Here is a 24,636-nt window from a genome sequence, read left to right as displayed (position 1 = left end):
TGTCGGCGGGCGGGCTGGGTTGGTGGGTTCGGTCGGCTGTCGGGTTCGGTCGGTGGTGAGTGGGGTGGCCGGGTGTGCGGGTCGGCTGGCGGGTGGTGTTGGCGGGGTGGCTGGGTTGGTGGTTTCGGTTGGCCGTGGGGTCCGGTCGGTGGTGAGTGGGGTGGCCGGGTGTGCGGGGCGCCCGGTGGGTGGTGTTGGCGGGGTGGTTGGGCGCATGGTGGCGCCCAGCCATCGGTTCGGCTCGGTGGTGAGCGGGGTTGCGGGGTGTGTGGGGCGGCTGGTGGGTGGGGTGGCCGGGCCGGTGGTTTCGGTCAACCGTCGAGTCCGGTCGGTGGTGAGCACGAGCGCCGGGCGTGCGGCTGCGCCGGGAGGTGGCAGGTGCGCGGCCGCCGGGCCCGCAATTCCGGTCAGCCATCGGCCCGGCCCAGTTCCTCGGCCGCCGCGGCGTCCGTGGTCCGGTAGGCCTTCGCCGCCGTGTGAACCGCCGTTGCCGCGCCGGTGAAGTCCGTCTGCACCGTCCGTATCCTGCCGGACCACTCGGTGGTCAGCGCGGTGAGCGCCGCCGAGACCGGGTCCGGTCCGATGTCCTCCGGTGGCGCCAGTGCCTCCGCGGCCGAGCGGTACTCCTCCGCCGCGTCCTCCAGACGCCGTGCCAGCGACTCGAGCGCCGACGGGTCGGCGTGGAAGCCGGTCATTCGCCGAACACCGGGGGATACGCCGGGGGGAGGTCGTCGAGCAGGTCGTAGCCCTTGGCGTACTTGTCGCGGTGCTCGGTGTCTTCCTCGCGCTGCGTGCCCTGGCCCGGTGGGTACATGCCGTACCCGCCCGCCGCGCCGCGGCCGCTCGTCCCGCCCGGGCCGAAGCCCGATGGTCCGGCTCCGAACCGGCCCGCGCCGGCTCGTCCGCCTTCGCCGAGCGGCCCGGCGCCCGGTGTTCCGGCCGCCGGAACACCGGCGAAGCCGGGACCGTAGCCGGAACCCGCGGCGGCCGGCGCACCCGGCCCGGCGGCGCCGATGACCCCGTCGAGCGCGCCCGGGAGCCCGGCGCCGGTGAACGTGGGCGGGAGCGCGGACGCCGTCGACGTCGAGTCGCCGGGTCCGGCGCCCGTCTCGTCGTGGGAGCCCTGGTGCGGCGGCGAGACCGGGTCGCGGGGGTCCGGAGTGTGGGGGTCCGGAGTGTGCGGGTCCGGCGTGTGGGGCACCGGGTCGCGGGGGACCGGAGGCGTGGGCGGGGTCCGGACCACCGGTGGCTGCGGATCGGAGCCGGTCGTCACCGGCGGGGCCGTGTCGAACTCCGGAGGCAGGCGGTGGCGGACTTCGTGGCTCGCGCTCTCGTACTGCTCCATCACGCGGACGGCCGCGGCCTTGGCGTCGGCGGCCTCCTGCTTCGTCGGCAGCTTGTCGTCGAGCAGCTGGTCCAGCATGTACGTGCCCTCGGGGCCGTCGAGCCGCTTCACCGCGTACCCCTGCCGGAACCAGCGCTCGGCCCAGTAGTGCACCGGCTCGGGCATCCGGTGGCGGGCTTCGCTCACCACCGAGGTGTAGTCGTCGAGGCCCGAGCCGACGCGGTGGGCGTTCTCGCCCACCGTCGTCGCCCAGCCGGTCAGGCGGTCCACCGATGCCGCGGCCTGGTCGGCCGACGGCCCCTGCCACGACTCGCGCAGCTTTCCGACCAGTGCCGACACCTCGTCGGTCGCGGAGCTGACGCCGGCGGCCACCTCTTTCCACCAGGCCGCGTGCTCGCCGAGCTTCGCCGGGACGGCCGACTGCACCATGTCCCACAGTTCGCGGTGCTCGTAGCTGTCCCAGTTGATCCGGCCGAACGTGTCTTCGCGGTCGTTGACGGCCTTCTCCCGGCGGACACGCCGGGCCTTCGCCCGCTGCCGGGCGGTCGGGGCGTGGTGCGTCGAGTGGAACTCAGGCATCGGCTTCCCCCGTCGGCAGGGCCTCGGCGGCCGCTTCGTCGTTGCCCTGGTGCATCGTCACGACCGTGTCGAGCGTCTGCCGCAAAGTCGCGAGTTCGGCCAGGTACGACTGCAGCGCGGCCTGGACCCCACCGGCCTCGGCGCCGCCGCGCACCGCGAACGAGCGGCGCATCCAGTGGGCGACCGGTCCCTTGCCGTCGGCCAGGTCGGTGTCGAGGGCGCGGGCCGTTTCGAGGTGACGGCTCAGCTCGTCGTAGCGCTCGTCGATGGCCCTCTTGACGTCGTCGACGCCGTCGTAGTGGAGTTCGATACCCGCGGGAGCCGAGGTGGTCACCGGCTCCGCGATGACCAGCTCGCCCGTCTCGTGCTGCCGCTCCGCCCGCAGCTGCCGCCGCGCGTCGGCTTCGTTGCGCACCGTCGCCATGAAAAAGAGGTCCTCCCTCGCCGCCCAGGCGTCCATCCTGGCCAATCGCCGCCGCGATGAGAAGAGCGACCCACCCGGGTGCACGGGTGGACACGAAAACTGCACGGGCGGATAGGGCCGGGGTCCGGCCTCCTTATGGCCCTTATCCGGCGGGCCGCGAGTTGGTTGACTCCCTCACGTGAGGATCTTCGGTGCGCTGTTCACCATCGTGCTCGCCGTCGCCGGCGTCGTCGTTCCCGTCTCGCGGGCCGACGCGGACCCGCCGTCCTGGACCGGGCCGCTCAGCACCCGCGGCCGGTACATCGTCGACGCGCACGGCGACCGCTTCAAGCTGAAGGCCGCCAACTGGCACGGCGCGAGCGGCACGTGGACCGGCTCCGGCGACGTGACCGACCCGGCGAACCACCACGCCGGCGAGCTCGCCTACCAGACCCCGCTCGGGCTGGACCGCGTGCCGATCGACACGGTCGTCGACGGGCTCGCGCAGCTCGGCCTCAACAGCGTCCGGCTGCCCTTCTCCAACGCGATGCTCCACGACACCCGGCGCGTCCCGGACCTGGCCGCCAACCCCGGCCTGCACGGCCTGACGCCGCTGCAGGTCTACGACCGCGTCGTCGACCGGCTGACCGCCCGCGGGTTCGCCGTCATCCTCAACAACCACACCACGACCTCGCGCTGGTGCTGCGGGCTCGACGGCAACGAGCGCTGGAACACCGCGCAGACCGAGCAGCAGTGGCAGGACGACTGGCTGTTCATGGCGCGCCGCTACGCGGCGAACAAGCGCGTCGTCGGCGCCGACCTGTACAACGAGGTCCGCCGCAACGCCTTCGACGACCCCGACTGGGGCTGGGGCAACGGCACCGACTGGCAGCGCGCGAGCCAGCAGGTCGCCGACCGCATCCTCACCGAGGCGAACCGCGACCTGCTGATCTTCGTCGAGGGCATCAACTGGACCGGGCTGCCGATCGACGGCTTCCCGCACGGCCGGCCGACGCTGGAACCGGCCCGGACGCTGTCGCACACGCTGGTGGACTCGGGCAAGCTCGTCTATTCGGCGCACTTCTACGGCTACACCGGCCCCAGCCACTCCGGCGCGACCGGCGTCGGCGAAACGCACGACCCGCGTTACCGCGACCTTTCGCTCCAGGAACTGCGGGACACGCTGTACCGGCAGGCGTTCTTCGTCTCGGCCGACACCGGCAAGCACTACACCGCGCCGCTGTGGATCAGCGAGTTCGGCGAAAGCCGCACCACGACCGACCCGGCGTCGCGCGCGTTCTTCGAGAACTTCGTGGACTACCTGGCCGAGACCGACACGGACTTCGCCTACTGGCCCGCGGTCGGCTTCCAGGCCGACGGCTGGGCCCTGCTCGGGTACGACTCGGCGGGGCGCCGCATCGACGTGCTCGACGGCACGGACTGGCGCGGTCCCGCCTGGCGGCGGCTGCTCTCCGCGCCGTCCCGCACCGGGCCCGTCCCGGACGACGTGGCGCACTGGTCGATGCTGAACCTGGACTACGCCGACTTCCAGCAGTCACGCCAGGTCCGCGCGCTGCCGGACTGGAACCCCGGCGCCCGCAAGGGCGCCTGCCCCGACGGCCGGCGGCTCGCCGGCCTGGCCCACACCGGCGGCCGCGGCCTCTGCACCGGGACGTTCGCGGCGCCCACCGGGTACGTGGTGGTCCGCGACGAGACCTACGTCGACACCGACTGGGCGTCCGGCTACACCAAAACGCAGTGCCCGCCCGACCACGCCGTCGTCGGGTACAGCGTCCAGGGGGCGGCGTTCTCGGCGGTGTTGTGCGGCCGGTCGGCGGCACCGCTGGGCCGCGCGGGCCGCACGGTGTGGTTCGACCGCGGCGACAACCGGCCCGCCGGCGACCCCGGCGGCGACTTCGCGACCGGGAACTACAAGGGCCAGTGCGCGGCGGGGGAGTATGTCGCCGGCGTCGCCTACACCGGCCGGATCGGTTCGAGCCGGACGCCGGACGCGCTGCTCTGCCGGTCCGCTTGAATTCCGGTTTTCCGCCGACGCAGCGAAAAGCCGGTGCGCATTCCGGCTCGAACCCGCGGCAGAAAAGCCGTGCACGGGAAAAGCGCCCGGAAACCTTTCGCCGAAAGGCTCCCGGGCGCGCGGGTCAACCCTGGGCGAGCGGGCCCATCGAGTGGATTTCCATCACGTCACCGGTGTCGAAGAACGACCACGGCACCGTGACGAACCCGCCGTAGCCCCAGTTCGAGCCCCACGAGTTCTCGATCTTCACGCCCTGGCTGTTGTACGCCACGATGGTGACTTCGTGGCCGCCGACGATCGGGTCGGACCACTGGTCGCCCGGCAGGTAGCTGTAGTCCGATGCGGACTGGGCGTCGAGGTCCATGAAGCTCTGGTGGACCTGGAACCCGATCGGCACCGGCCGGCCCTGGGAGATCGCGTTCTTGATGGCCGTGCGCGCGGACGAGCCGCTGGTCGGCAGTTCGGTGAAGCCGGAAAGCTTGTAGTGGGCGGCGTTCGCGCGCTCGGCGCTGTCGGGCTGGGTCGTGTAGTCGAAGTCGCCCTGCCAGTAGTCGCTCTTGGTGTCGATGCCCTGCTTCTGCTCCATCGGCAGGGCGACCGAGGCGGTGGTGCCCTGGTCGTTGCCCTTCGAGATCTGCGCGTAGATGAACATCGGCGCCATCGGCGGGCCGGAAACCTTCTGCTCGTTGGCCAGGATGCCGTAGCCGGTGTAGCCGGTCGCCCACGTGACGCACGAACCGACCTGGCCCTGGTCGCCCGGACGCAACGCGTACTGCGAAAGGTCGTAGCTGGCCGGCGCCGTCAGCGTCTGCGGCGCCGCGGCGCGCAGGGCGTCGTGGTGCGCACGGGCTGCCGCCAGGTCCAGGCCCATTCCGTGCGCGGCGTGCCGGTGCGCCGGCTGCTCCGCCGCGGTCGCGGTGCCGGCCGTGGTGGACAGACCGGCCAGTGCGACGGCGGCGACGCCGACGGCTTTCTTCACGTCCATCGTTTCCTGCTTTCGGAAAAAGGGGAAATGGGAAGAGGTGAGCCAGGGGAATTTCGGGAAAGGACCTGACTGCGGAGCAGACATTAGAAGTGTCCGGCGGCCACGACATCCGCCGAAGGTATGTTTCTGGCTGACCGGACCGTGCTTTGGTGGGAATCCGGATATTCCGGGCCGCGGGGTGGCCGGGCGGGCCGCGGCCGGGCCGTCCGGTTACCGTGGGCGCGCCGGGACCGGCCGAACTCCGACAATGCCGTCCGACGTTCGCGGAGGCGATGTGGTGCGCGACGAGAACTCGCTCGACGACCAGCTGTGCCGGCTGGGGCTGGGGGAGCCGGCCGCCCGGATCTACGCCGTCCTGCTGCGGGCCGGGCCGCGGAGCGTGCCGGCGCTCGCCGCCGAGCTCGACGTGCCGGTCGCCGAGGCCGAGGCCTCGCTCGGTTCTCTCGTCGAGCTGGACCTCGTGGTCGCGCCGGCGGCGGGCGGCGAGGTCGTACCGCTCGACCCGGGTGTGGCGGTGAAACGGCTGCAGGCGTTGCGCGAGGCCGAACTCGCGGCCGCGGCGAACGGCGCGCGGCGCCGCTACGAGAGCTACCGGCGCACCGCGGCCACGCCGGCCGGGCCGGACGCGGTCGAGGTCGTCGACGGGCCTCGGCTGCGGCAGGCGGTGGACGAGCTGGAGCAGAGCGCCGTCGAGCAGGTCCGCAGCCTGGACGCGCCGCCCTACGGCGCGGTCGACCTGGCCAACCCGATCGAGATCGCCAACCTGCGGCGGTCCGTCCGCTACCGGGTCGTCTACACGCGGTCGTCCGTGGCGGACCCGGCCTTCTACCGGGCGAACATCGCGCCCTGCATAGCCGCGGGCGAGCAGGCGCGGGTCAGCTCGTCGGTGCCGGCGAAGATCATGATCGTCGACGACCGGGCCGCCATGGTGCTGCTGACCGCGGCGGAGACCGACCGCAACCGCAGCGGGCTGCTGGTCCGCCGGTGCAGCCTGTTGCCGGCGTTGACCGCGTTGTTCGACAGCTACTGGGAGCGCGCCGGATCGCTGTCCGAGCGGGGCGCCCCGGCCGCCCGGCTGCGGCCCGTCGACCGGGAGCTGCTGGGCCTGCTCGCCACCGGCGTCACCGACGAAGTCGCCGCCCGCGACCTCGGGATCAGCCGGCGCAGCGTCACTCGCGCGGTGGAGCGGCTGATGCAGCTCACCGACGCGGCCAGCCGGTTCGAACTGGCGCTGAAGGCGACGCGGGCCGGCTGGCTGTGACGTGTTTGCGCCACTGGCGCAAACACGCGCCGGAGCCGACTTTCGTCGGGTGGATCACCGGCTGACCGCGGGCCCATACTCGACGGGTTCCCGCCGCCCGGGCCACGGGCCGGCGCGAGACGCACGTCGAGCCGGCTCGCCGCTCCTCCGGCACCGGTCCCCGGACAGTCCTCTTTGGAGTTCCCGCATGAATGCGTTCTCCCGTGGGTGCGGGACGGCACCGTCCCCGGCGTCACGAGGGGCGGAGCTCACCGTCACCCGGCTCGCCCGTTCTTCGGTCCTCGCCGCGGTTCTCGCGGCGGCGGCGAGTTGCGCGCCCCCGCTCGCGGCCGCCGGACCGCAGCCGGTCACTCCGGGTCCGGCGCACGTGCGCACCGCTCGCCTTGCGGTACGAACTCCTCCGGCCGGGCACCGCGAGCTCGGGTTCGTCCAGCCCGTGGCGCCGCCGGCCGGTGCCGGAGCGGGTGGCGGTCCGGTCTGGTGGGCCGTCGGCGGGCTCGGCCTGGTGCTGGCCGCGTCGAGCGCCGCGCTGGCCGTCCGGGGAACCCGGGCCACCCGGCGCAGAGCCGGTGCCGGCCGGCGCTGACAGCGTCGCGCCGGAGGCGGTGTGACCGAGCCCGCCGCCTCCGGCGCGGAACCACTTCAGCTGCCGTCTTCGTCCCCGCGACCGCCCGAGACGCACTTGGCGGGTTGGGTGCGCAGGCACACTTTTCCGTTGGCCACGCGCAATCCGGCGGTGTCGAACGCCGTGACCCAGTCCGCGGCGATCGCCTGCTGCGCCGGGACGAGCTGGATCAGGCCGGAGCACACCGCGGCGTGCAGCTTGTTCTCCACGGCGTCCTTCGGGTTCGGGATCGTGCCGGGTTCGACCCAGAGGTTGCGCGGGTCGTCGGGAGCGCCGCCGAGCTCGAGGCTGACGAGGTGGTCGTATTCGCCCTTGTCGCCCGGGGTCAAGCCGTAGGACCGGGCGGAGGCGGCTTTCATCGCGTTCGTCTTCGACGTCGGCGGGCGGACGGTCTTGGTCCAGCCGGACTTGCAGATGGTGTCCGCGATGGAGTCCTGGCGCACCGCGGGGTTCACGGCGCCGGGCGTGCAGTGCGGGTCGGGCAGCGGCTGGCCGTCCTGGTGGCCGAGCTTGCAGCTGCTCGGCCCGGGCATCGGCGACGAGGAGCTGCCGGCAGGCAGCCCGCCGGTGGCCGCGCCGGTCGGCGCCGGGGCCGGTGCCGCCGTGGTGGAGGGGCGGCAACCGGCGAGCGCCAGTGCGGCGGTGAGCACGGCGACGGCTCGCCACCGGCCGGCGGGGGAACGGAGAGAGGACACGGGATCTCCTGGGTGCGGCGGGGACTCCGCCCGGGGTGGGGGACCTGAAAACCGTTCACTTCTACCCGCTTCGCCGGGGGTGGCACCGGTTCGCCACGCCGTGTCGGGGAGAGGTGGCGGCAGGGTGCGGGGATGTTCCGGACGGTCCGGCAGCAATCCGGCGCCCGACCGCGGCGGCGGTCTGCCGGGCGGGAGTCTTGCCTGCGGCGAGGCCGCCGCGCTCGGGGTGGCGGGGTGTTGCTCCGGCCGCCGCCGCGGGCTGTGCGGCCACGGTCGTGGGGCGGCCTGCCGCCGGAAGTGTTGCCTGCGGCGGGGTCGCCGTGCACGGGGCGGTGGAGCGTTCGCTCCGGCCGCCGCCGCGGGCTGTGCGGCCACGGTCGTGGGGGCGGCCTGCCGCCGGAAGTGTTGCCTGCGGCGGGGTCGCCGCGCTCGGGGCGGTGGAGCGTTTGCTCCGGTCGCCGCCGCGGGCTGTGCGGCCACGGTCGTGGGGCGGCCTGCCGCCGGAAGTGTTGCCTGCGGCGGGGTCGCCGTGCACGGGGCGGTGGAGCGTTTGCTCCGGTCGCCGCCGCGGGCTGTGCGGCCACGGTCGTGGGGGCGGCCTGCCGCCGGAAGTGTTGCCTGCGGCGGGGTCGCCGCGCTCGGGGTGGCGGGGTGTTGCTCCGGTCGCCGCCGCGGGCTGTGCGGCCACGGTCGTGGGGCGGCCTGCCGCCGGAAGTGTTGCCTGCGGCGGGGTCGCCGTGCACGGGGCGGCCCCGGCGCTGCCCGGGACAGGGCTGCTTCAACCCCCACGACCCGGTGGCGGGACGCGAGCACTTCGCCGCGGAATTCCCGGTCGCGCCGGCGCAGCACGGCTTCGACCTCGGCGTTGCCTGGACCGGCGAGTCCACCGACTCGATGCACATGGAGCTCGTCGTCCCGCGTCCCGGCTGAGCCGTGTCGGGGATCTCCCTGACAGGAGGTCCAGCGCCGCCGCCGTTCGGATGCGGGTGGATCTGACACCGTCGGAAGCCGGGACAGCCCGGTCGGGACGGAAGGGATCCGCAATGGTGGACATCGTCGAGGCGCCGTCGGCCACACGCCGGTCGTTCTGGCGGCTCTGGTGGTCGGCACTGGTGTCCGGCATCGGCGACGGCATCCGGATCGGCGCGCTGCCGTTGCTGGCGGCGGCGCTGACCCGGGAACCGGTCGCGGTGGCCGTGGTGACGCTGGCGGGCGGCCTGCCGTGGCTGGTCGCGGGGCCGTTCACCGGGGCGCTGACCGACCGCTGGCCCGACCGGCGCCGCGTGCTGTGGCTGACCGACGTCGTCAGCGCGGTCGCGGTCGGGGTGTTCGCAGTGTCCGTCGCGGCCGGGGCGGCGTCCATTGCGCTGCTGGCGGTCGTCAACTTCCTGCTCGGCACCGTGCAGACGCTGCGCGACAACGCGGCGCTGGCGATCGTGCCCGACCTGGTCGACCGCGAGAAGCTGGAGACGGCCAACAGCCGCGTGCAGGCCGCCCAGCTCATCACCATGGAGCTGATCGGCCCGCCGCTGGGCGCGGTGCTGTTCTCGCTGCCGGCGGGCACGCCGTTCTTCGCGGACTCGGTGTCCTTCGTCGTTTCGGCCGTGGCCGTCTTCGGGATCGCCGCGGTGGCCCGCAAGAAGGTCGCCCCCGCGCCGCGGACGAACATGCTCGCCGACATCGGGCACGGCCTGAGCTGGCTCTGGCGCAACCGGCTGCTGCGCTCGCTCTGCCTGCTGGCCGGGCTGACCAACCTCGCGGTGATGACCGTCCTGTCGATCGCCGTGCTCTACGCCTACGAAGTCCTGCACGTCGGCCACCTCGCGTACGGCCTGCTCCTCGGCGTCGTCGCGTTGGGCGGGCTCGCCGGCACGCTCGGCGCGCCCGCGCTGGCCGCGCGGGTCGGCCGCGGCCGGTCGCTGCAGCTCTCGTTCGCCTTGGCACCGGTGGCCTTCGTCGTCGCCGGGACGACGTCGGACGCGCTGGTCGCCGCGATCGCGCTGACCGCGGTCGGCGCCGCCGTGGGCATCACGAACGTCCTCGGGGTTTCGCTGCGGCAGCTGCTGGTGCCCGAGCACCTGGTGGGCCGGGTGAACGCCTCCTACCGCTTCTTCGCCGTCGGCATGGGGCCGCTCGGCGCGGTGCTGGGCGGCGTGCTCGCCCAGTGGCTCGGGTTGCGCGCGCCGTTCCTGGCCGGCGCCGTCGTGCTGCTGATCGGCTGGCTGCTCGCGATGAACTCCATGCGGGAACGCGACATCCGCGCGCGCCTGGCCGGCGAAGAGGTCCCGCCGCGGCGGCGCCGCAAGCTGCGGACCGCGGCCTACGTCGCCCTCGGCACGGTGATCGCGCTGGTCGTCGGGGCCGGTGGGTACGGGATGTGGCTCGTGCGCGACTCCTTCCCGGACACCGCCGGCGAAGTGCAGCTCTCCGGATTGCACGGCCAGGTCCGGATCCTGCGCGACGGCAACGGGATCCCGCAGATCTACGCGTCGGACGCGCACGACCTGTTCCTCGCCCAGGGGTACGTCCACGCGCAGGACCGGTTCTGGGAAATGGACGTGCGGCGCCACATCGCGGGCGGCCGGCTGTCGGAGATGTTCGGCAAGAGCCAGATCGAGACGGACAAGGTCGTGCGGACCATGGGCTGGTACCGCGTGGCGCAGCAGGAGATCGGCCTGCTCTCCCCGGCCACCCGCGGCTACCTGCAGGCCTATTCGGACGGGGTGAACGCCTACCTCGGCGGCCACCAAGGCGGCTCGCTCGGCGTCGAATACCCGATCCTCGGGCTCGCCACGCCGGACTACGCGCCGCAGCCGTGGACACCCGCGGACTCGGTGTCCTGGTTCAAGGCGATGGCCTGGAGCCTCAACTACGGCGTCGACGACGAGACCCAGCGCGCCCTGCTGGCGTCGGCGCTGCCGGCCGCCCAGGTCGACCAGCTGTACCCGCCGTACGACTACGCGCGGTTCCCGGCCGTCGTCCCGTCGTCGGCGAACCCGGTGTCGACCACCCCCGCGGGCGGCGGTTCGACCGCCGGGCTGCCGGCGGGGCTGGCGAAGCTGCGGTCGACGCTGAGCGCGGTGCTCGGGCCGTCGGGGGAGGGGATCGGGTCCAACGCCTGGGTCGTGGCGGGCAGCCGGACGACGACCGGGCTGCCGATCCTGGCCAACGACCCGCACCTGCCGCAGTCGGCGCCCGGCGTGTGGTACCAGGCCGGCCTGCACTGCGTGACCGTGACCGCGAGCTGCCCGTTCGACGTCACCGGGTTCACCTTCTCCGGTGTGCCGGGCGTGCTCGCCGGCCACAACCGCGACATCGCCTGGGGCTTCACCAACCTCGGCGCCGACGACTCGGACCTCTTCCTCGAGCAGGTCACCGGCGGCACCTACCTCAACCAGGGCAGGCAGCTGCCGGTCGAGACCCGGCAGGAGGTGATCGAGGTCGGCGGCGGCGAGCCGGTGACCTTCACCGTCCGGTCCACCGTGCACGGCCCGCTGCTTTCGGACGCGCTGGCGGACACGGCGTCGGCGGGCACCCGCGGACGCAGCCCCGGTGCCGGACCGGGTCCGTACCAGGTCGCGCTGCGCTGGAGCGCGCTGGATCCGGGCCGGACCATGGACGCGGTCTTCCAGCTCGACGCGGCGGCGGACTGGACGCAGTTCCGCGCGGCGCTCGCGCAGTTCACCGCGCCCTCGCTGAACCTCCTGTACGCGGACCGCGCGGGCAACATCGGCTACCAGATGACCGGCCGGATGCCGGTGCGCGCCGGCGGCGACGGCAGCTACCCGTCGCCGGGCTGGACGGGCACGCACGACTGGACCGGGTTCCTCGCCTTCGACCAGCTGCCGCGCGTGCTCAACCCGCCGCAGGGCTACATCGTCTCGGCGAACAACGCCGTGGCCGGTCCCGGCTACCCGTACTTCCTCGGCCGCTACTGGGAACCCGGCTACCGCGCCCAGCGGATCACCGACCTCGTCACGCGCCCCGGCAAACTCGACGTCGCCGCCATGCAGAAGATCCAGCTCGACACCTTCAACACCAACGCGCCCGACCTCGTGCCGTACCTCCTGCGCGTCGACGCGGGACCGGCACGGCAGGCGCAGGACCTGTTGCGCGGCTGGGACTTCTCGCAACCGGCGGGCTCGGCGCCCGCGGCGTACTTCAACGCCGTCTGGCGCAACCTGCTCCGCCTGACCTTCACCGACGATCTCGCGAAGACGCCCGCGAAGGCCACGCAGTCCGGCGGCGGGCGCTGGTTCGACATCGTGCGCCGGATGCTGGCCAAGCCCGACGACCCGTTGTGGCGCAACGCGACCGACCCCCGGCACCTGTCCACAAGGGACGACGTGCTGCGGGCGGCGCTGCAGGACGCCGACCGGGAACTGCGCGGCAAGCTGGGTGACGATCCCGCGTCCTGGCGCTGGGGCGACCTGCACCAGGTGACGTTCAAGAACCAGACGCTGGGCACCGGCGGTCCCGCGCCCGTGCAGTGGCTGCTCAACGAAGGCCCGTACCCCACCGGCGGCAGTTCCGAAGCGGTGGACGCGACCAGCTGGGACGCGGGCACCGGGTACGACGTCACGATGGCGCCGTCCATGCGGATGGTGGTGGACCTGGCCGACCTCGACGGCTCGCGCTGGATCAACCAGAGCGGCGCGTCCGGGCACGCCACCGCCGAGACCTACGCCGACCAGACCGCGCTGTGGTTGCGCGGCGAAAGCCTGGCGTGGCCGTTTTCCGCGGCCGCCGTCGAGGCGAACACGCAGCAGAAACTGGAATTGCGTCCCTGAATCGGCGCGGTAGTCGGGGAACTCCCCGACTACCGGGCCGTCGGGAAATGCGGAAGTTTGATGTCCAGCAGGCCGGGACGAAACCGGCCACGATTCACGGGGTGATCGTCATGGAATGGCTACGCGACCACTCGGCCGGCGACGAGGCGGTGCGGGTGCTGTGCCTGCCGCCCGCCGGCGGCAGCGCCCGGCCGTACCGGCGCTGGGCCGGCCTGCTGCCCGCCCACGTCGGCGTGGTGGCCGTGGAACTGCCCGGCCACGGCGACCGGCTGACCGAGACCCCGATCGACGACCTGTCCGCGCTCATCGAGGGCATGCTCCCGGAGGTCCGGACGCTGCTGGACCGGCCGCTGGTCGTGTTCGGCCACAGCATGGGCGCGCTGGTCGCCGCCGAGCTGTGCCGGGCGCTGCTGGTCGAGCGGGAGTGGCGCCCGCTGCTGCTCGTCGCCGCCGGCTGCATGTCGCCCGACCGCCCGTCGGTGCCGGACTACGTCACGCGGATGACCGACGAAGGCATCCTCGACTTCCTCACGAAGGTCGGCGGCACGCCGCCGGACATCCTCGGCAACGACGAGTACCTCGGCATGATTCGGCCGGTCGTCCGCGCCGACCTCGAAGCCATCGCCCACCGGGACGTCGACGCGAGCCCGCGGCTGGGCTGCGCGGTCCGGGCCTACCTCGGCGCCGACGACCCCCGGGTCGACGCCGAGCAGGCCGCGGGCTGGGTCATCGAGAGCGACGGCGACTTCGGCACGTGCACCTTCCCCGGCGGCCACTTCTTCGTCCAGGACCACGTGGAAACGGTGCTGAGCAGGCTGCGCCGCGACCTCGCCGAGGCGCTGCGCACGCGCGGGCGCGACCGCACGCCTGCCATCTCGAACTGAACCGGAAGGGACGACATGCGATCGGCAACCCTGACGCCTGAACGCAGGCGGCTGCTCGAACAGCTCCTCGACGCCCGCGGCGTGGCGCCCACGGCCGCCCGCGTCGGCGTGGTGTCCGGCGACCGGGACGCGCTTCCGCTTTCGCTGATGCAGCAACGGATCTGGTTCTTCGACCGGCTGCAGCCCAACTCCACGATCTACAACGTCGCCGGCGTCGCCCGGCTGCGCGGCCCGGTGGACCGCGAGGTGCTGCGGCGCGCGCTGGAAGAAGTCGTGCGCCGTCACGAAGTCCTGCGCACCACCTTCGCGCAGATCGACGGCCGCGCGGTCCAGCGCGTGCGGCCCGCGCCGCGGCTCGAACTGCCGGTAGAGGACCTGCGCGCGCTGCCCGAGGACGAGCGCGACCGGGCCGTCGAGACGTTCTGCCGCGCCGAGACGTCCCGCCCGTTCGACCTGGGCCACGACCTGATGCTGCGGCCGCGGCTGGTCCGCACCGGCGACGAGGACTACCGGCTGGTGCTGGTGCAGCACCACATCGCCACCGACGGCTGGTCGGTCAACCTGCTGCTCAAGGAGATCGGCCTGCTCTACGGCGCGTTCGCGCAGGGCCTCCCGTCGCCGCTGTCGGAGCTCGAAGTGCAGTACGGCGACTTCGCGGCCTGGCAGCGGGACCTGCTCAGCGGCGAGGTGCTCGACCGCAAGCTCGGTTACTGGAAGGAGAGCCTGGCCGGCGCCGGGCTGCTCGACCTGCCGTGGATCGGCAAGCGCCGCCCGCTCGACCTGTCCTGGGACGGTGCCTCGCTGCAGTTCCGGCTGCCGCCCGCGCTGTGCCGCCGGATTCGCGAGCTGGCCGACACCGAGCAAGCGACGCCGTACATGGTGCTGCTGTCGGCGTTGTCGATCGTGCTGACCCGCTGGTCCGACCAGACCGAGGCGGTCATCGGCTGCCCGATCGCCAACCGGACCCGCGCCGAGCTGGAATCGCTGATCGGCTGCTTCGTCAACACGCTGCCGCTGCGCATGGACCTCTCCGGCACGCCGACCTTCCGCGAAGTGCTGCGCCGGGCGCGCGAGCTGTGCCACGGCGGGTACGAGAACCAGGAAGTGCCGTTCGAGACCATGGTCGAGGCGGTCAACCCGGCCCGCGACGCGACCTCGCACGTGCCGCTCATCCGCCACCAGCTGGGCCTGCACAACGAGCCGCGTTCCAGCGTCGAGCTCTCCGGCGTCACCTTCGAGGTGCAGACGCTGAGCACCGGCACCGTGCGCTTCGACATGGAGATCGACCTCGGCGTCGACGAGGACGGCGGGATCAGCGGGCCGGTCTACTACTCGACCGACCTGTTCACCCAGGACGTCGTCGAGCAGGTCCTCGACGCCTTCGCCACGGTGCTCGAAGCCGCCGTGGCGGAGCCGGACAGCCCGGCCGCCGCGCTGCCGCTGCTCGGCACCGCGCAGCGGGACTTCGTCGCCGCCGCAGGGCTTCCTTCGCCGCAAGAGACGGTTGAAGCAGCCACCGTGCACGGCGTCATCGAAGGTCACGCCGACGCGGAGCCGGCCGCCGAAGCGGTCGTGTGCGGGCCGGACCGGCTCAGCCGCCGCGAACTCGACGAGCGGGCCAACGGGCTCGCCCGGCACCTGCTCGAGCTGGGCGTCACCGACCTCGCCGTCCACCTGCCGCCGTCCGCCGACCTCGTCGTGGCCGTGCTCGCGGGGTTCAAGGCGGGGACGCGGGTCACGACGCTGAACCCGGCGCACCCGCGCAAGGACGTCCGCGCGGCGCTGCGCGACAGCGGTGCCACGCTGGTGCTGACCGGGTCCGGACACTGGCACCCCGGCCTGCTCGGCGGCGCCAAGATCGACGTGTCCTTCGTGGACGAGGACGGCCTGACGACCCGGCGGGCGGCGCGCCCGGACCACGTCGTCACGCCCGAAACCCCGGCCCTGCCCGGACGTTCGCACGCCGAAGTGCTGGAGCGCCTCCGCCACGGCGCGGCCCGGCTCGGCTGCACCGCCGAGGACACCGTGCTCTTCGCGGGTCCTTCGGACCTTGACCTGGCGTCCGCCCGCTGGCTGACCGCGCTGGCCGCCGGCGCACGGCTGCTGATCGGCGTCGGCGAGCCGCTGACCGGGCTCATCGACACCGAGCGCGTCACCGTCGCCGAGCTGCCGCCCGCCGTGCTGCCCCCGCTCGTCGCCGAACCGCCGCGGAGCCTGCGTGAACTGGTCGCGGTCGGCGAGCTGTGGTCCGCGCTGGCCAAGGACCTGCGCGCGGCCCTGCCCGGCACGAAGCTGTCGGAATTGCACGGGCCGGGCGTGCCCGGGCTGGACCGCGTCGTCGTCACCGACGGCCGCGCGACCTCCGACGTCCGGATGCGCGTGCTGGACGCGAACGGCCGTCCGGTCGCGCCCGGCGTCGCCGGGGAGCTCTTCCTGGCCGCGCCGGCGGCGGGCGAGCCGGTCGCCGATCCGTTCGACGGAGTTCCGTTGCAGCGCACCGGTCTGCGGGCGCGCCTGCACGCCGACGGCCACGTCGGCCTCGTGCCCGCCGCCCTGCGCGTGGCGAGCCGCCGCGTCGAGGCGGACGAGCTGCTCGCGACCCTGACCGAGAACGAGGACGTCGACCGCGCGAGCGTGGTGGTCGACGACGAGGCACCCGGCGGCCCGGAGCTGCTGGCCTACGTCTCGCTGCGGGACACCGCCCGGAACCGGCGCACGAACGTGCCGGACGTGGTCAAGCGGGCGCGCTGGCGCAAGGAGTTCGAGCAGACCTACACCGGCCGCGGCGCCGAGGACGACCCGACGGTCAACACCGCCGGCTGGAACAGCCGCTCGACCGGCGAGTACGTCTCGCCGGAGGAGATGCGGGAGTGGTCGGACCTGACGCTGCGCCGGATCTCGAGCCTGCGTCCGGCGACGGTCCTGGAGGTCGGCTGCCGCAACGGCCAGCTGCTCTTCCGGCTGGCGATGCGCTGCGACTCCTACGCCGCGACCGACCTGTCCGCCCGCGCGCTCGGGCACATCCGCGAGCACGAGCAGTGGCTGGCGACCAAGGCCCAGTCCGTCGAGCTGCGCGAGCAGCCCGCCGACGACTTCAGCGGGTTCGCGGACGGCCAGTTCGACGCGGTCGTGGTCAACTCGCTCGCCCAGTACTTCCCGGAACCGGACTACCTGCGCCGCGTGCTGACCGAGGCGGTCCGGGTGGTGCGTCCCGGCGGGACGATCTACGTCGGCGACGTCCGCAGCCTGCCGCTGCTGCCCGCCCTGCACCTGTCCGTCCAAACCGGACGGCTGGCCCCGGCGACCCCGGTTTCCCGGCTGCGCCAGGCGATCCAGGCCCGGACCGAGCTGGAGGAGGACCTGGTCCTCGACCCCGCGCTGTTCGACGAGCTGGCCGCCGCGGTCGACGGCATCACCGGCGTCACCGTGCTGCCCCGCACCGGACGCCACCACAACGAGCTGACCGGGTACCGCTACGACGTCCTGTTCCGGGTCGGCGCCCACGAGGCGGCGCCCGAGGCGGAGACGCTCGATTGGACCGCCGACGGCCTCACCGCGGCCGACGTGCGGGCCCGGCTGGCCGACGGCGTGCCGCGGCTCGTGCTCACCGGCGTGCCGGACGCGTGGCTGACCGCGGAACTCGCCGCGGTCCGGCTGCTGGCGGGCGAGCTCGTCGACACCGTCGGCGACCTGCTCGACGCGGCCCGGCCGGTGCTCGGCGAACCCGGGGCACCGGTCGAGCTGCCCGCGCTGCTGGCGCTGGCCGCCGAATTCGGCTACGAGGCCCTCGCCGGTTCGCCGCGCGGCGCCGAAGTCGACCTGGTGCTGGCCCGCGAGGGCGACCCGCTGGACCGGCTCGCGGCCATCCTCGACCGGCCCGCCCCGGCGGCGGCCGCGCCGGCGAACGACCCGCGGCGCGCCATCCGCGTCAAGGCGACCGTGCCCGCGCTGGCCAAGAGCCTGCGCGAACGGCACCCGAGCCACGCGCTGCCCGCCGAGGTCGTGGTGCTGCGCGAGTGGCCGCTGCGGGCCGACGGCGCGGTGGACACCGCGGGGCTGCCCGAACCGGACCGCAGCGCCCGCGAAGAGGCCAAGGCGTCTCGCGAGCCGAGCACCGAGACCGAGCGGCGGATCGCCGAAATCTGGGCGGACGCGCTGGGCCTGGACCGGATCGGCGTGTTCGACGACTTCTTCTCGCTCGGCGGCCACTCGCTGATGGGTGCCGAGGTGGTCGAGCGGGTGCGCGCGGTCTACGACGTCGAGCTGCCGCTGGGCCGGCTCTTCGAGTCGCCGACGGTGGCCTCGGTCGCCGAGTACGTCGACGGCGCGCTCGCCGAAAGCGGCCCCTCGGCCGCGACGGCCCCGATCAAACGCGTCGACCGGGACAGCTACCGCAAGCGCCGCGCGGAACCCGCGGGCGCGGGAGGGACCCGGCGATGACCACCTCGCTCGTGGCCATGGACACCTCGTTCGCGCAGCAGAGCCTGTGGCTGCTCGACCAGGCCGATCCGGGCCAGCCGACGTACAACGTGCTCGCCGCGGTGCGGATGCGCGGCCCGCTCGACACCGCCGCGCTGGAACGCGCGCTGAACCTGGTCGTGGCCCGGCACGAGGCGCTGCGCACGGTGTTCCACTTCGACGGCTACGACCCGGTGCAGCACATCCTGCCCGAGCTGGCCGTGCCGCTCCCGGTGGTCGACATCGAGCCGGACCGGCTCGACGACGCCGTCGCCGCGGAGATCGGGCGGCCGTTCGACCTCGCGACCGGGCCGCTGCTGCGGATGACGCTGCTGCGGCTGGCTGCGGAAGAGCACGTCTGCGTGCTGGTGATGCACCACATCGTCACCGACGGCTGGTCCTCGGCGATCCTGTTCCAGGAGCTTTCGGCCGCGTACGAGTCGTACCTGGCCGGCGTCGAGCCGGACTTCCCGGAGCTGCCGATCCAGTACGCGGACTACGCGGTGTGGCAGCGGGACACGCTGGCCGGCGACGCGCTCGACAAGCTCGTGGACTACTGGGCGGAGCGGCTGGCCGGGCTCGTCCCGCTGCAGCTGCCCACCGACCGGCCGCGGCCGCAGGAGCCGTCGTCGGCGGGCGCGACCCACCACTTCGACCTCCCGGGCCCGCTGATGGCCCGCCTGGACCGGCTCGCCCGCGAGCGCGGCGGCAGCCCGTTCATGCTGCTGCTGGCCGCGTTCGGCGTCCTGCTGTCGCGCTACTCCGGCAGCACCGACTTCACCGTGGCGACGCCGGTGGCGGGCCGCACCCGGCCCGAGGTGGCCGGGCTCATCGGGTTCTTCGTCAACACGCTGGTGCTGCGGCTGGACACCGGCGGCGACCCGACGTTCGAGGAACTGCTCGAACGCTCGATCGGCACGTGCCGCGGCGGGTTCGCGAACCAGGACCTGCCCTACGACAAGCTCGTGGAACGGCTGCGGCCCGAGCGCTACACCGGGCTCGGCGGACCGCTGGCGCAGGTCATGCTGTCGTTCCAGAACATCCCGATGGACGAGTGGCGGGCGGGCGAGCTGGCCTTCAGCGTCCTCAACGTCGCCACCCGCACGGCGAAGTTCGACCTCTCGCTGGACATCGCGCCGGCCGGGCCGGACGGCTTCCTCGGCGCGCTGGAGTACAGCACCGAGCTGTTCGACGAAGCGACCGTGACGCGCATGGCCGTCCACTTCCGGACCCTGCTCGGCGCGATCGCGAGCAACCCGGCGCTGCGGCTCTCGCGGCTGCCGATGCTGTCCGAGTACGAGCGGGACCTGCTGGTGCGGGCCGGGAACCCGGCGTCCGCGCCGCCCGCCGAGCCGGTGCACAAGACGTTCGAGCGGCTCGCGGCGCAGTGCCCGGACGCACCCGCGATCGTCTGCGGGGCGAGCACCCTGACCTACGGCGAGCTGGACGAGCGGGCCGACGCCGTCGCGCGGCACGTCCGTGCCCGGGGCGCCGGGCCGGAAACGCTGATCGCGGTGCTGCTGGACCGTTCGCCGGACCTGATCGCGACCTTCCTCGGCATCCTCAAGTCCGGCGCGGCCTACCTGCCGCTGGACCCGGCGTACCCGGCCGCGCGGATCGAGCACATCCTCGCCGACGCCCGGCCGGAGTTCGTCGTGACCACCGCGGCCCAGGCCACGCCCGAGGGCCCGCAGCGGATCCTGCTGGCGGACGTGCCCGAGCACGCCGGGCCGTTCCTGTCGTCGGCCACGATGGACGGCCTGGCGTACGTCATCTACACCTCCGGCTCGACCGGCGCGCCGAAAGGCGTGATGAACAGCCACCGCGGCCTGGCCACCCTGGCCGCCGCGCTGTCGGCGCGGCTCGGGTTCGGCCCCGGTGACCGGGCGCTGCAGCTCGCGCCGATCGGGTTCGACGTCGTCGCCGAGGAGGTCTTCCCGCACCTGGTGGCGGGCGGCTCGGTCGCGCTGCCGGACGGCGCCGCGCCGGTCGGCACCGACGAGCTGTTCGCGCTGATCGCCGCCACGGAGACCACGACGATCTCGACCACGCCGTCCCGGCTGCTGTCCTGGACCGGGCGCGACCTGGCCGCGCTGCCGCCGACGCTGCGCACGGTCATCTTCGGCAGCGAGGTCGCTCCGAGCTGGCAAAGCCTGGCCGCCTGGCGTGACCTGCCGGTCCGGCTCGTGCAGGTCTACGGCGTCACCGAGGCCGCGTGCACGTCCACGGTGGAGGAACTCGAGTTCGGCGCGGGTGACGACCCGGCCGCGGTGGTCCCGATCGGGCGCCAGGTACCGGGTGTGCGGACCTACGTGCTCGACGACTGGCTCGAGCCCGTGCCCGCCGGCGTGCCCGGCGAGCTGTACCTCGGCGGCCACGGGGTCGGCCGCGGCTACTACCGGCGCCCGGCGCTGACCGCGGAGCGGTTCGTGCCGGACCCGTTCGGCGGCCCCGGCGAACGCCTGTACCGCACCGGCGACGCGGTCCGCCTCGGCGCCGACGGCCGGATCCGGTTCGTCGGCCGCACCGACGACCAGGTCAAGATCCGCGGCTACCGGGTGGAACCGGCCGAGGTCGAGGCGGCGCTGGCGAGCCACCCGGACGTCGGCGGCGCCGCGGTGCTCGCCCGGCCCGACCCCGCCGGCGGCACCCGCCTGATCGGCTACTTCGTGCCCCGGGGCGACCTGGCCGAGGACGAGCTGCGGAAGTTCCTGGCCGCGCGGCTGCCCGAGTGGATGGTGCCCGCGCTGCTCGTGCCGTTGGCGGACTTCCCGTTGTCCGCCAACGGGAAGATCGATCGGAAGGCGCTCGGCGACCACACCGTCGAGGCACCGCGGCGCGAGCACGTCGCCCCGCGCGACGACACCGAGCGGGAACTCGCGGTCATCTGGTCCGGCCTGCTCGGCCGCGACCGGATCGGCGTGCACGACAACCTCTTCGAGATCGGTGGCCACTCGCTGCTGGCGGTCCGGATGATCGCCGAGATCGAGGCGGCGTTCGGGGTGGTGCTGCCGCTGCGGCTCTTCTTCGTCGGCGAGCCGACGATCGCGGCCCTCGCCGCGCGGATCACCGCGGACGGCCCGACCGACGGCATTCCCGTGCTGCCGCGCGACGACCGGCCGCTGCGCGTCCCGGCGTCGCCGTCGCAGCGGTGGTTCTGGTCGCTGCAGCGGGAACTGCCGGGCCGGGCCGCCTTCACCACGGTCGGCGGCCTGCGGCTGCGCGGCGGGTTCGACGTGCCCCGGCTGGAACGGGCGCTCACCGCGCTCGCCGAGCGGCACGAGGCCCTGCGCACGGTCTTCGAGCAGGCGGACGGCGAGCTGTGGCAGGTCGTCCGGCCCGCCGCCGAGCTGACCGTGCCGCTGCTGGACGTCACCGAGGACGAGGCCGAAGCCGCCGCGAAAGCCGTGGTGGACGCGCCGTTCGACCTCGCGGCCGGGCCGCTGGTGCGGCTGGCCGTGCTGCGGGTCGCCGCGGACGACCACCGGGTCGTCTTCGTCCTGCACCACAGCGTCAGCGACGTCCGCTCGATGGAGATCTTCGCCGCCGAGCTCTACACGCTCTACGCGGGTGGTGCGGACCTGCTCCCGCCGCTGCGCGTCCAGAACGCCGACGTCTCCGTCTGGGACGACGCCCAGGACCGTCCGGAGCTGGAAACCTATTGGCGGCAACGGATGTCGGCGCTCTCGCCGTCGCGCCTGCCGCAGGCGGGCGACAGCGAGGGCCGCACCCACCGGATCCCGCTCGACGACGACCTGGTGGCCGGGCTGCGGGCGCTGGCCGAGCGGCACGGCACCACGTTGTTCGTGCTCACCTTCGCCGTCTTCACGCTGCTGCTCGCGCGGCAGGCCGGGCAGTCCGACGTCGTGGCCGCCACGGCGGTCACCCGCCGCGACCGGCGCGAGGTCGACGGCCTGATCGGTGCGCACCTGAACTACCTGCCGCTGCGCGCCGAGGTCGACGAGCGGACGCCGTTCGCCGAGCACCTGGCCGCGGTCCGCGACCGCGTCGCCGCGGACCTGGCCCACCACGAGCTGCCGTTCGAGCGGATCGCCGAGCTCGCCGGGCAGGACCCGGCCGGGCTGTTCCGCGTGCTGTTCCAGCAGGACGAGGACCCGGCCGTGGCGGTGTCGGGCGACGGGCTGCGCGGCGAGCTGTGGCCGGTCCGCTGGGACCACGCCCTGAACGCGCTGACCGTCCGCGTCACCGAATCGGCGGCCGGCTCGTACGTGTTCGTCAACCACCGGCTGGCCGCGTTCGGCCCGGTGGAAGCAGCCGAGCTGGGCGAGCGGTACCGGCACCTGCTGCACGAAGTCCTGCACCACCCACAGGCCCGGCTGGAGGAGATCGCATGACCACGCTCGTCAACCCCACCTCACGCGCGCTGGCGCTGCCCGGTGGCGCGGTGCCGCCCGGTGACTGGGCGCTGGCCGCCGTGGTCACCGCCCTGCACCGGCTCACCACCCAGGAGACCGTCCACGTCGACAGCCTGCGCGGCGTGCTGCCGCTCGACCTGTCCGACGACCCGTCGGCGGCCGACCTGGTCGCCCGGATCGCCACCGCGCGGCCCGACGACGGCGCCACGCCGGACCTGACCTACCGCGTTGACGGCGGCTGGGACGACGAAGCCGCGACACCGGTGCTGCGGGCGACCGCGGACGGCGTCCACCTCACCGGCGCGGAAGGCCCGCTGGGCACGCTCGCCGGGCGGGCGCTCGCGGAGATCACCGCCCGGCCCGGCCGTCCGCTGTCCACAGTGGACCTCGCCGACGCCGATGCGGTCTCGTGGGTGACCGCCTTCGGCGGCCACGGGGGCGCCCGTCCCGAAGGACGGCCGGTGCACGCGCTGGTCGCCGAGCAGGCCCGGTTGTCGCCGGACGCCGTGGCCGTGGCCGTGGCCGCCGGGGAAACCACGCTGACCTACCGGGAACTGGAGGCCGCGGCCGACGCCGAGGCCGCCCGGCTGGCGGGTGCCGGGGTGCGCCCCGGCGACGTCGTCGCCGTGCTGGGGGTGCGCTCGGCCGCGCTGATCGCTGGCCTGCTGGGCGTGCTCAAGGCCGGTGGCGCCTACCTCGCGCTCGACGTCGAGGCGCCGGCGGCCCGCGTCGCCGCGTTGCTCGCCGACGCCGGCGTCACGGTGGCACTGGCCGACGAAACCCTGCGTGACCGGCTGCCCGGGACCGTGCGCGCCTTCGTGCTCGGCGAAGACGTCGACGCGGCACCGGAAGGGTGGCGCCCGGTCGAGGTCACGGCCGGCGACCTCGCCTACGTCAGCTACACGTCCGGGTCCACCGGCACGCCCAAGGGTGTCGCCGTGCCGCACCGGGCCGTCGCCCGGCTCGTCGGACCCGGCGAATGGGCCGAATTCCGGGCCACGGACGTCTTCCTGCAGCTCGCGCCGGTCGCGTTCGACGCCTCGACGCTGGAGATCTGGGCGCCGCTGACCAACGGCGGCCGCCTCGCGGTCTTCCCGGCCGGGCCGGTCACCACCGACAAGCTGGCCACCTTCCTCACCGAGCAGGGCGTGACGGTCGCGTGGTTCACCGCGGGGTTGTTCCACCAGCTGGTGGCGGCCCGCACGAGCGCGTTCGCCGGGCTGCGGCACGTGCTGGCCGGCGGCGACGTGATCAAGGCCGACGCCGTGCGCAAGCTGCTCAAGGCCCACCCCGGCCTGACGTTCACCAACGGCTACGGCCCGACCGAGAACACGACGTTCACCGCCTGCTGGACGAGCACCGACGGGCCGGCCGGCGGGTCCGTGCCGATCGGGCGGCCCATCACCGGCACCCGCGTGCTCGTGCTCGACGCGGACCTGCAGCTGGTGCCGATCGGCGTGCCGGGCCAGCTCTACGCCGGTGGCGCCGGGCTCGCCCAGGGCTACCTCAACCGCCCGGGCGCGACCGCCGCGGCGTTCGTGCCCAGCCCGCTGCCGACCCGGCCGGGGGAGCGGATCTACGCGACCGGCGACCTGGTCCGCTGGCTGCCCGACGGCACGCTCGACTTCCTCGGCCGCGCCGACCACCAGGTCAAGGTCAACGGCTACCGCGTCGAGCCCGGCGAGGTCGAGGCGGCGATCGTGGCCGACGGGCGGGTGCGCGACGCGGTCGTGGTGACCCAGCCCGACTCGGCGGGCGGCAAGCGGCTGCTCGCCTACGTCACCCCGGCCGACCCCGCCGACGAGCTCGAGGGCCTGCGCGACGGGCTGCGCGACCGGCTGCCCGCCTACCTCGTGCCGTTCGCGGTGATCGCGGTCGAGGAACTGCCGCTCAACCGCAACGGCAAGGTCGACCGCGCCGCGCTGCCCTCGGCCGACCGGCTGCCGCGCGACGTCGGCGGCGAGTACGTGGCACCCGCCACATCGACCCAGCGCTACCTCACCCGGCTCTGGGGCGAGGTGCTCGGCATCGAACCCATCGGCGTCGAGGACGACTTCTTCGAACTCGGCGGCCATTCGCTGATGGCGGGCGAGCTGATCACCCGGCTGCAGGACGAGCTCTCGGTCGAGCTGTCCGCGCAGACCCTCTACCTCCGGCCGACCATCGCCGAACTCGCGGAAACGGTCGAGCAGGCCTGACC

The 24,636-nt window shown here is 73.9% G+C and carries 14 protein-coding genes; 9 read left to right on the top strand and 5 right to left on the bottom strand.

The features are described from left to right. Nucleotides 1-407: 407 nt before the first annotated feature. From ACLJPY_RS00145 to ACLJPY_RS00135, 3 genes are read right to left on the bottom strand one after another with little or no spacing between them, the layout of a single operon-like run. Nucleotides 408-695, bottom strand: coding sequence for a hypothetical protein (locus ACLJPY_RS00145; protein ID WP_410585878.1), 288 nt, complete (start codon nucleotides 693-695; stop codon nucleotides 408-410). Further along, nucleotides 692-1,924 carry a PPE domain-containing protein gene (locus ACLJPY_RS00140; RefSeq protein ID WP_410585877.1) on the bottom strand — a complete coding sequence of 411 codons (1,233 nt, stop codon included), beginning with the start codon at nucleotides 1,922-1,924 and terminating at the stop codon, nucleotides 692-694. The genes ACLJPY_RS00145 and ACLJPY_RS00140 overlap by 4 nt, the downstream gene beginning before the upstream one ends. Further along, nucleotides 1,917-2,348, bottom strand: coding sequence for a hypothetical protein (locus ACLJPY_RS00135; protein WP_410585876.1), 432 nt, complete (start codon nucleotides 2,346-2,348; stop codon nucleotides 1,917-1,919). Before ACLJPY_RS00135 ends, ACLJPY_RS00140 begins: the two co-directional genes overlap by 8 nt. A 178-nt stretch (nucleotides 2,349-2,526) precedes the next feature. Between ACLJPY_RS00135 and ACLJPY_RS00130 the strand changes: the two genes are divergently transcribed. Beyond that, a complete protein-coding gene (locus ACLJPY_RS00130) occupies nucleotides 2,527-4,362 on the top strand; it encodes a glycoside hydrolase family 5 protein (protein ID WP_410585875.1) in 1,836 nt (611 codons plus the stop codon). A 124-nt stretch (nucleotides 4,363-4,486) separates the two neighbouring features. Here ACLJPY_RS00130 and ACLJPY_RS00125 read toward each other — a convergent pair whose 3' ends face one another. Continuing rightward, the gene (locus tag ACLJPY_RS00125) at nucleotides 4,487-5,347 is read right to left on the bottom strand and encodes a C1 family peptidase (protein ID WP_410585874.1); all 861 of its coding nucleotides are present in this window, start codon (nucleotides 5,345-5,347) and stop codon (nucleotides 4,487-4,489) included. Nucleotides 5,348-5,624: 277 nt separating this feature from the next. Between ACLJPY_RS00125 and ACLJPY_RS00120 the strand changes: the two genes are divergently transcribed. Both ACLJPY_RS00120 and ACLJPY_RS00115 read left to right on the top strand, forming a co-directional pair. Then, a complete protein-coding gene (locus ACLJPY_RS00120) occupies nucleotides 5,625-6,608 on the top strand; it encodes a hypothetical protein (RefSeq protein ID WP_410585873.1) in 984 nt (327 codons plus the stop codon). 187 nt (nucleotides 6,609-6,795) lie between these two features. Next, entirely contained in the window at nucleotides 6,796-7,194 is a 399-nt protein-coding gene (locus tag ACLJPY_RS00115; protein ID WP_410585872.1) for a hypothetical protein, read from the top strand. Nucleotides 7,195-7,250: 56 nt separating this feature from the next. On the opposite strand, the gene ACLJPY_RS00110 is transcribed toward ACLJPY_RS00115, so the two are convergent. Beyond that, the gene (locus tag ACLJPY_RS00110) at nucleotides 7,251-7,928 is read right to left on the bottom strand and encodes a hypothetical protein (RefSeq protein WP_410585871.1); all 678 of its coding nucleotides are present in this window, start codon (nucleotides 7,926-7,928) and stop codon (nucleotides 7,251-7,253) included. Between the two features lie 795 nt (nucleotides 7,929-8,723). Here ACLJPY_RS00110 and ACLJPY_RS00105 point away from each other — a divergent pair. The 6 genes from ACLJPY_RS00105 (at nucleotide 8,724) to ACLJPY_RS00080 (ending at nucleotide 24,634) form a co-directional block, all read left to right on the top strand. After that, a complete protein-coding gene (locus ACLJPY_RS00105; protein ID WP_410585870.1) occupies nucleotides 8,724-8,858 on the top strand; it encodes a hypothetical protein in 135 nt (44 codons plus the stop codon). Nucleotides 8,859-8,971: 113 nt separating this feature from the next. Then, nucleotides 8,972-12,718, top strand: a complete 3,747-nt coding sequence (locus ACLJPY_RS00100; RefSeq protein ID WP_410585869.1) for an MFS transporter — start codon at nucleotides 8,972-8,974, stop codon at nucleotides 12,716-12,718. A gap of 110 nt (nucleotides 12,719-12,828) precedes the next feature. Beyond that, the gene (locus tag ACLJPY_RS00095; protein ID WP_410586431.1) at nucleotides 12,829-13,602 is read left to right on the top strand and encodes a thioesterase II family protein; all 774 of its coding nucleotides are present in this window, start codon (nucleotides 12,829-12,831) and stop codon (nucleotides 13,600-13,602) included. Between the two features lie 15 nt (nucleotides 13,603-13,617). Next, the gene (locus ACLJPY_RS00090; protein ID WP_410585868.1) at nucleotides 13,618-18,042 is read left to right on the top strand and encodes a condensation domain-containing protein; all 4,425 of its coding nucleotides are present in this window, start codon (nucleotides 13,618-13,620) and stop codon (nucleotides 18,040-18,042) included. Further along, nucleotides 18,039-22,415 carry an amino acid adenylation domain-containing protein gene (locus ACLJPY_RS00085; RefSeq protein WP_410585867.1) on the top strand — a complete coding sequence of 1,459 codons (4,377 nt, stop codon included), beginning with the start codon at nucleotides 18,039-18,041 and terminating at the stop codon, nucleotides 22,413-22,415. The genes ACLJPY_RS00090 and ACLJPY_RS00085 overlap by 4 nt, the downstream gene beginning before the upstream one ends. Then, entirely contained in the window at nucleotides 22,412-24,634 is a 2,223-nt protein-coding gene (locus tag ACLJPY_RS00080) for an amino acid adenylation domain-containing protein (RefSeq protein ID WP_410585866.1), read from the top strand. Before ACLJPY_RS00085 ends, ACLJPY_RS00080 begins: the two co-directional genes overlap by 4 nt. Nucleotides 24,635-24,636: the final 2 nt, after the last annotated feature.

It is taken from the genome of Amycolatopsis sp. lyj-23 (genome assembly GCF_046549135.1).
Taxonomy (GTDB): domain Bacteria; phylum Actinomycetota; class Actinomycetes; order Mycobacteriales; family Pseudonocardiaceae; genus Amycolatopsis.
This window is presented reverse-complemented; position numbering and strand designations above follow the sequence as displayed.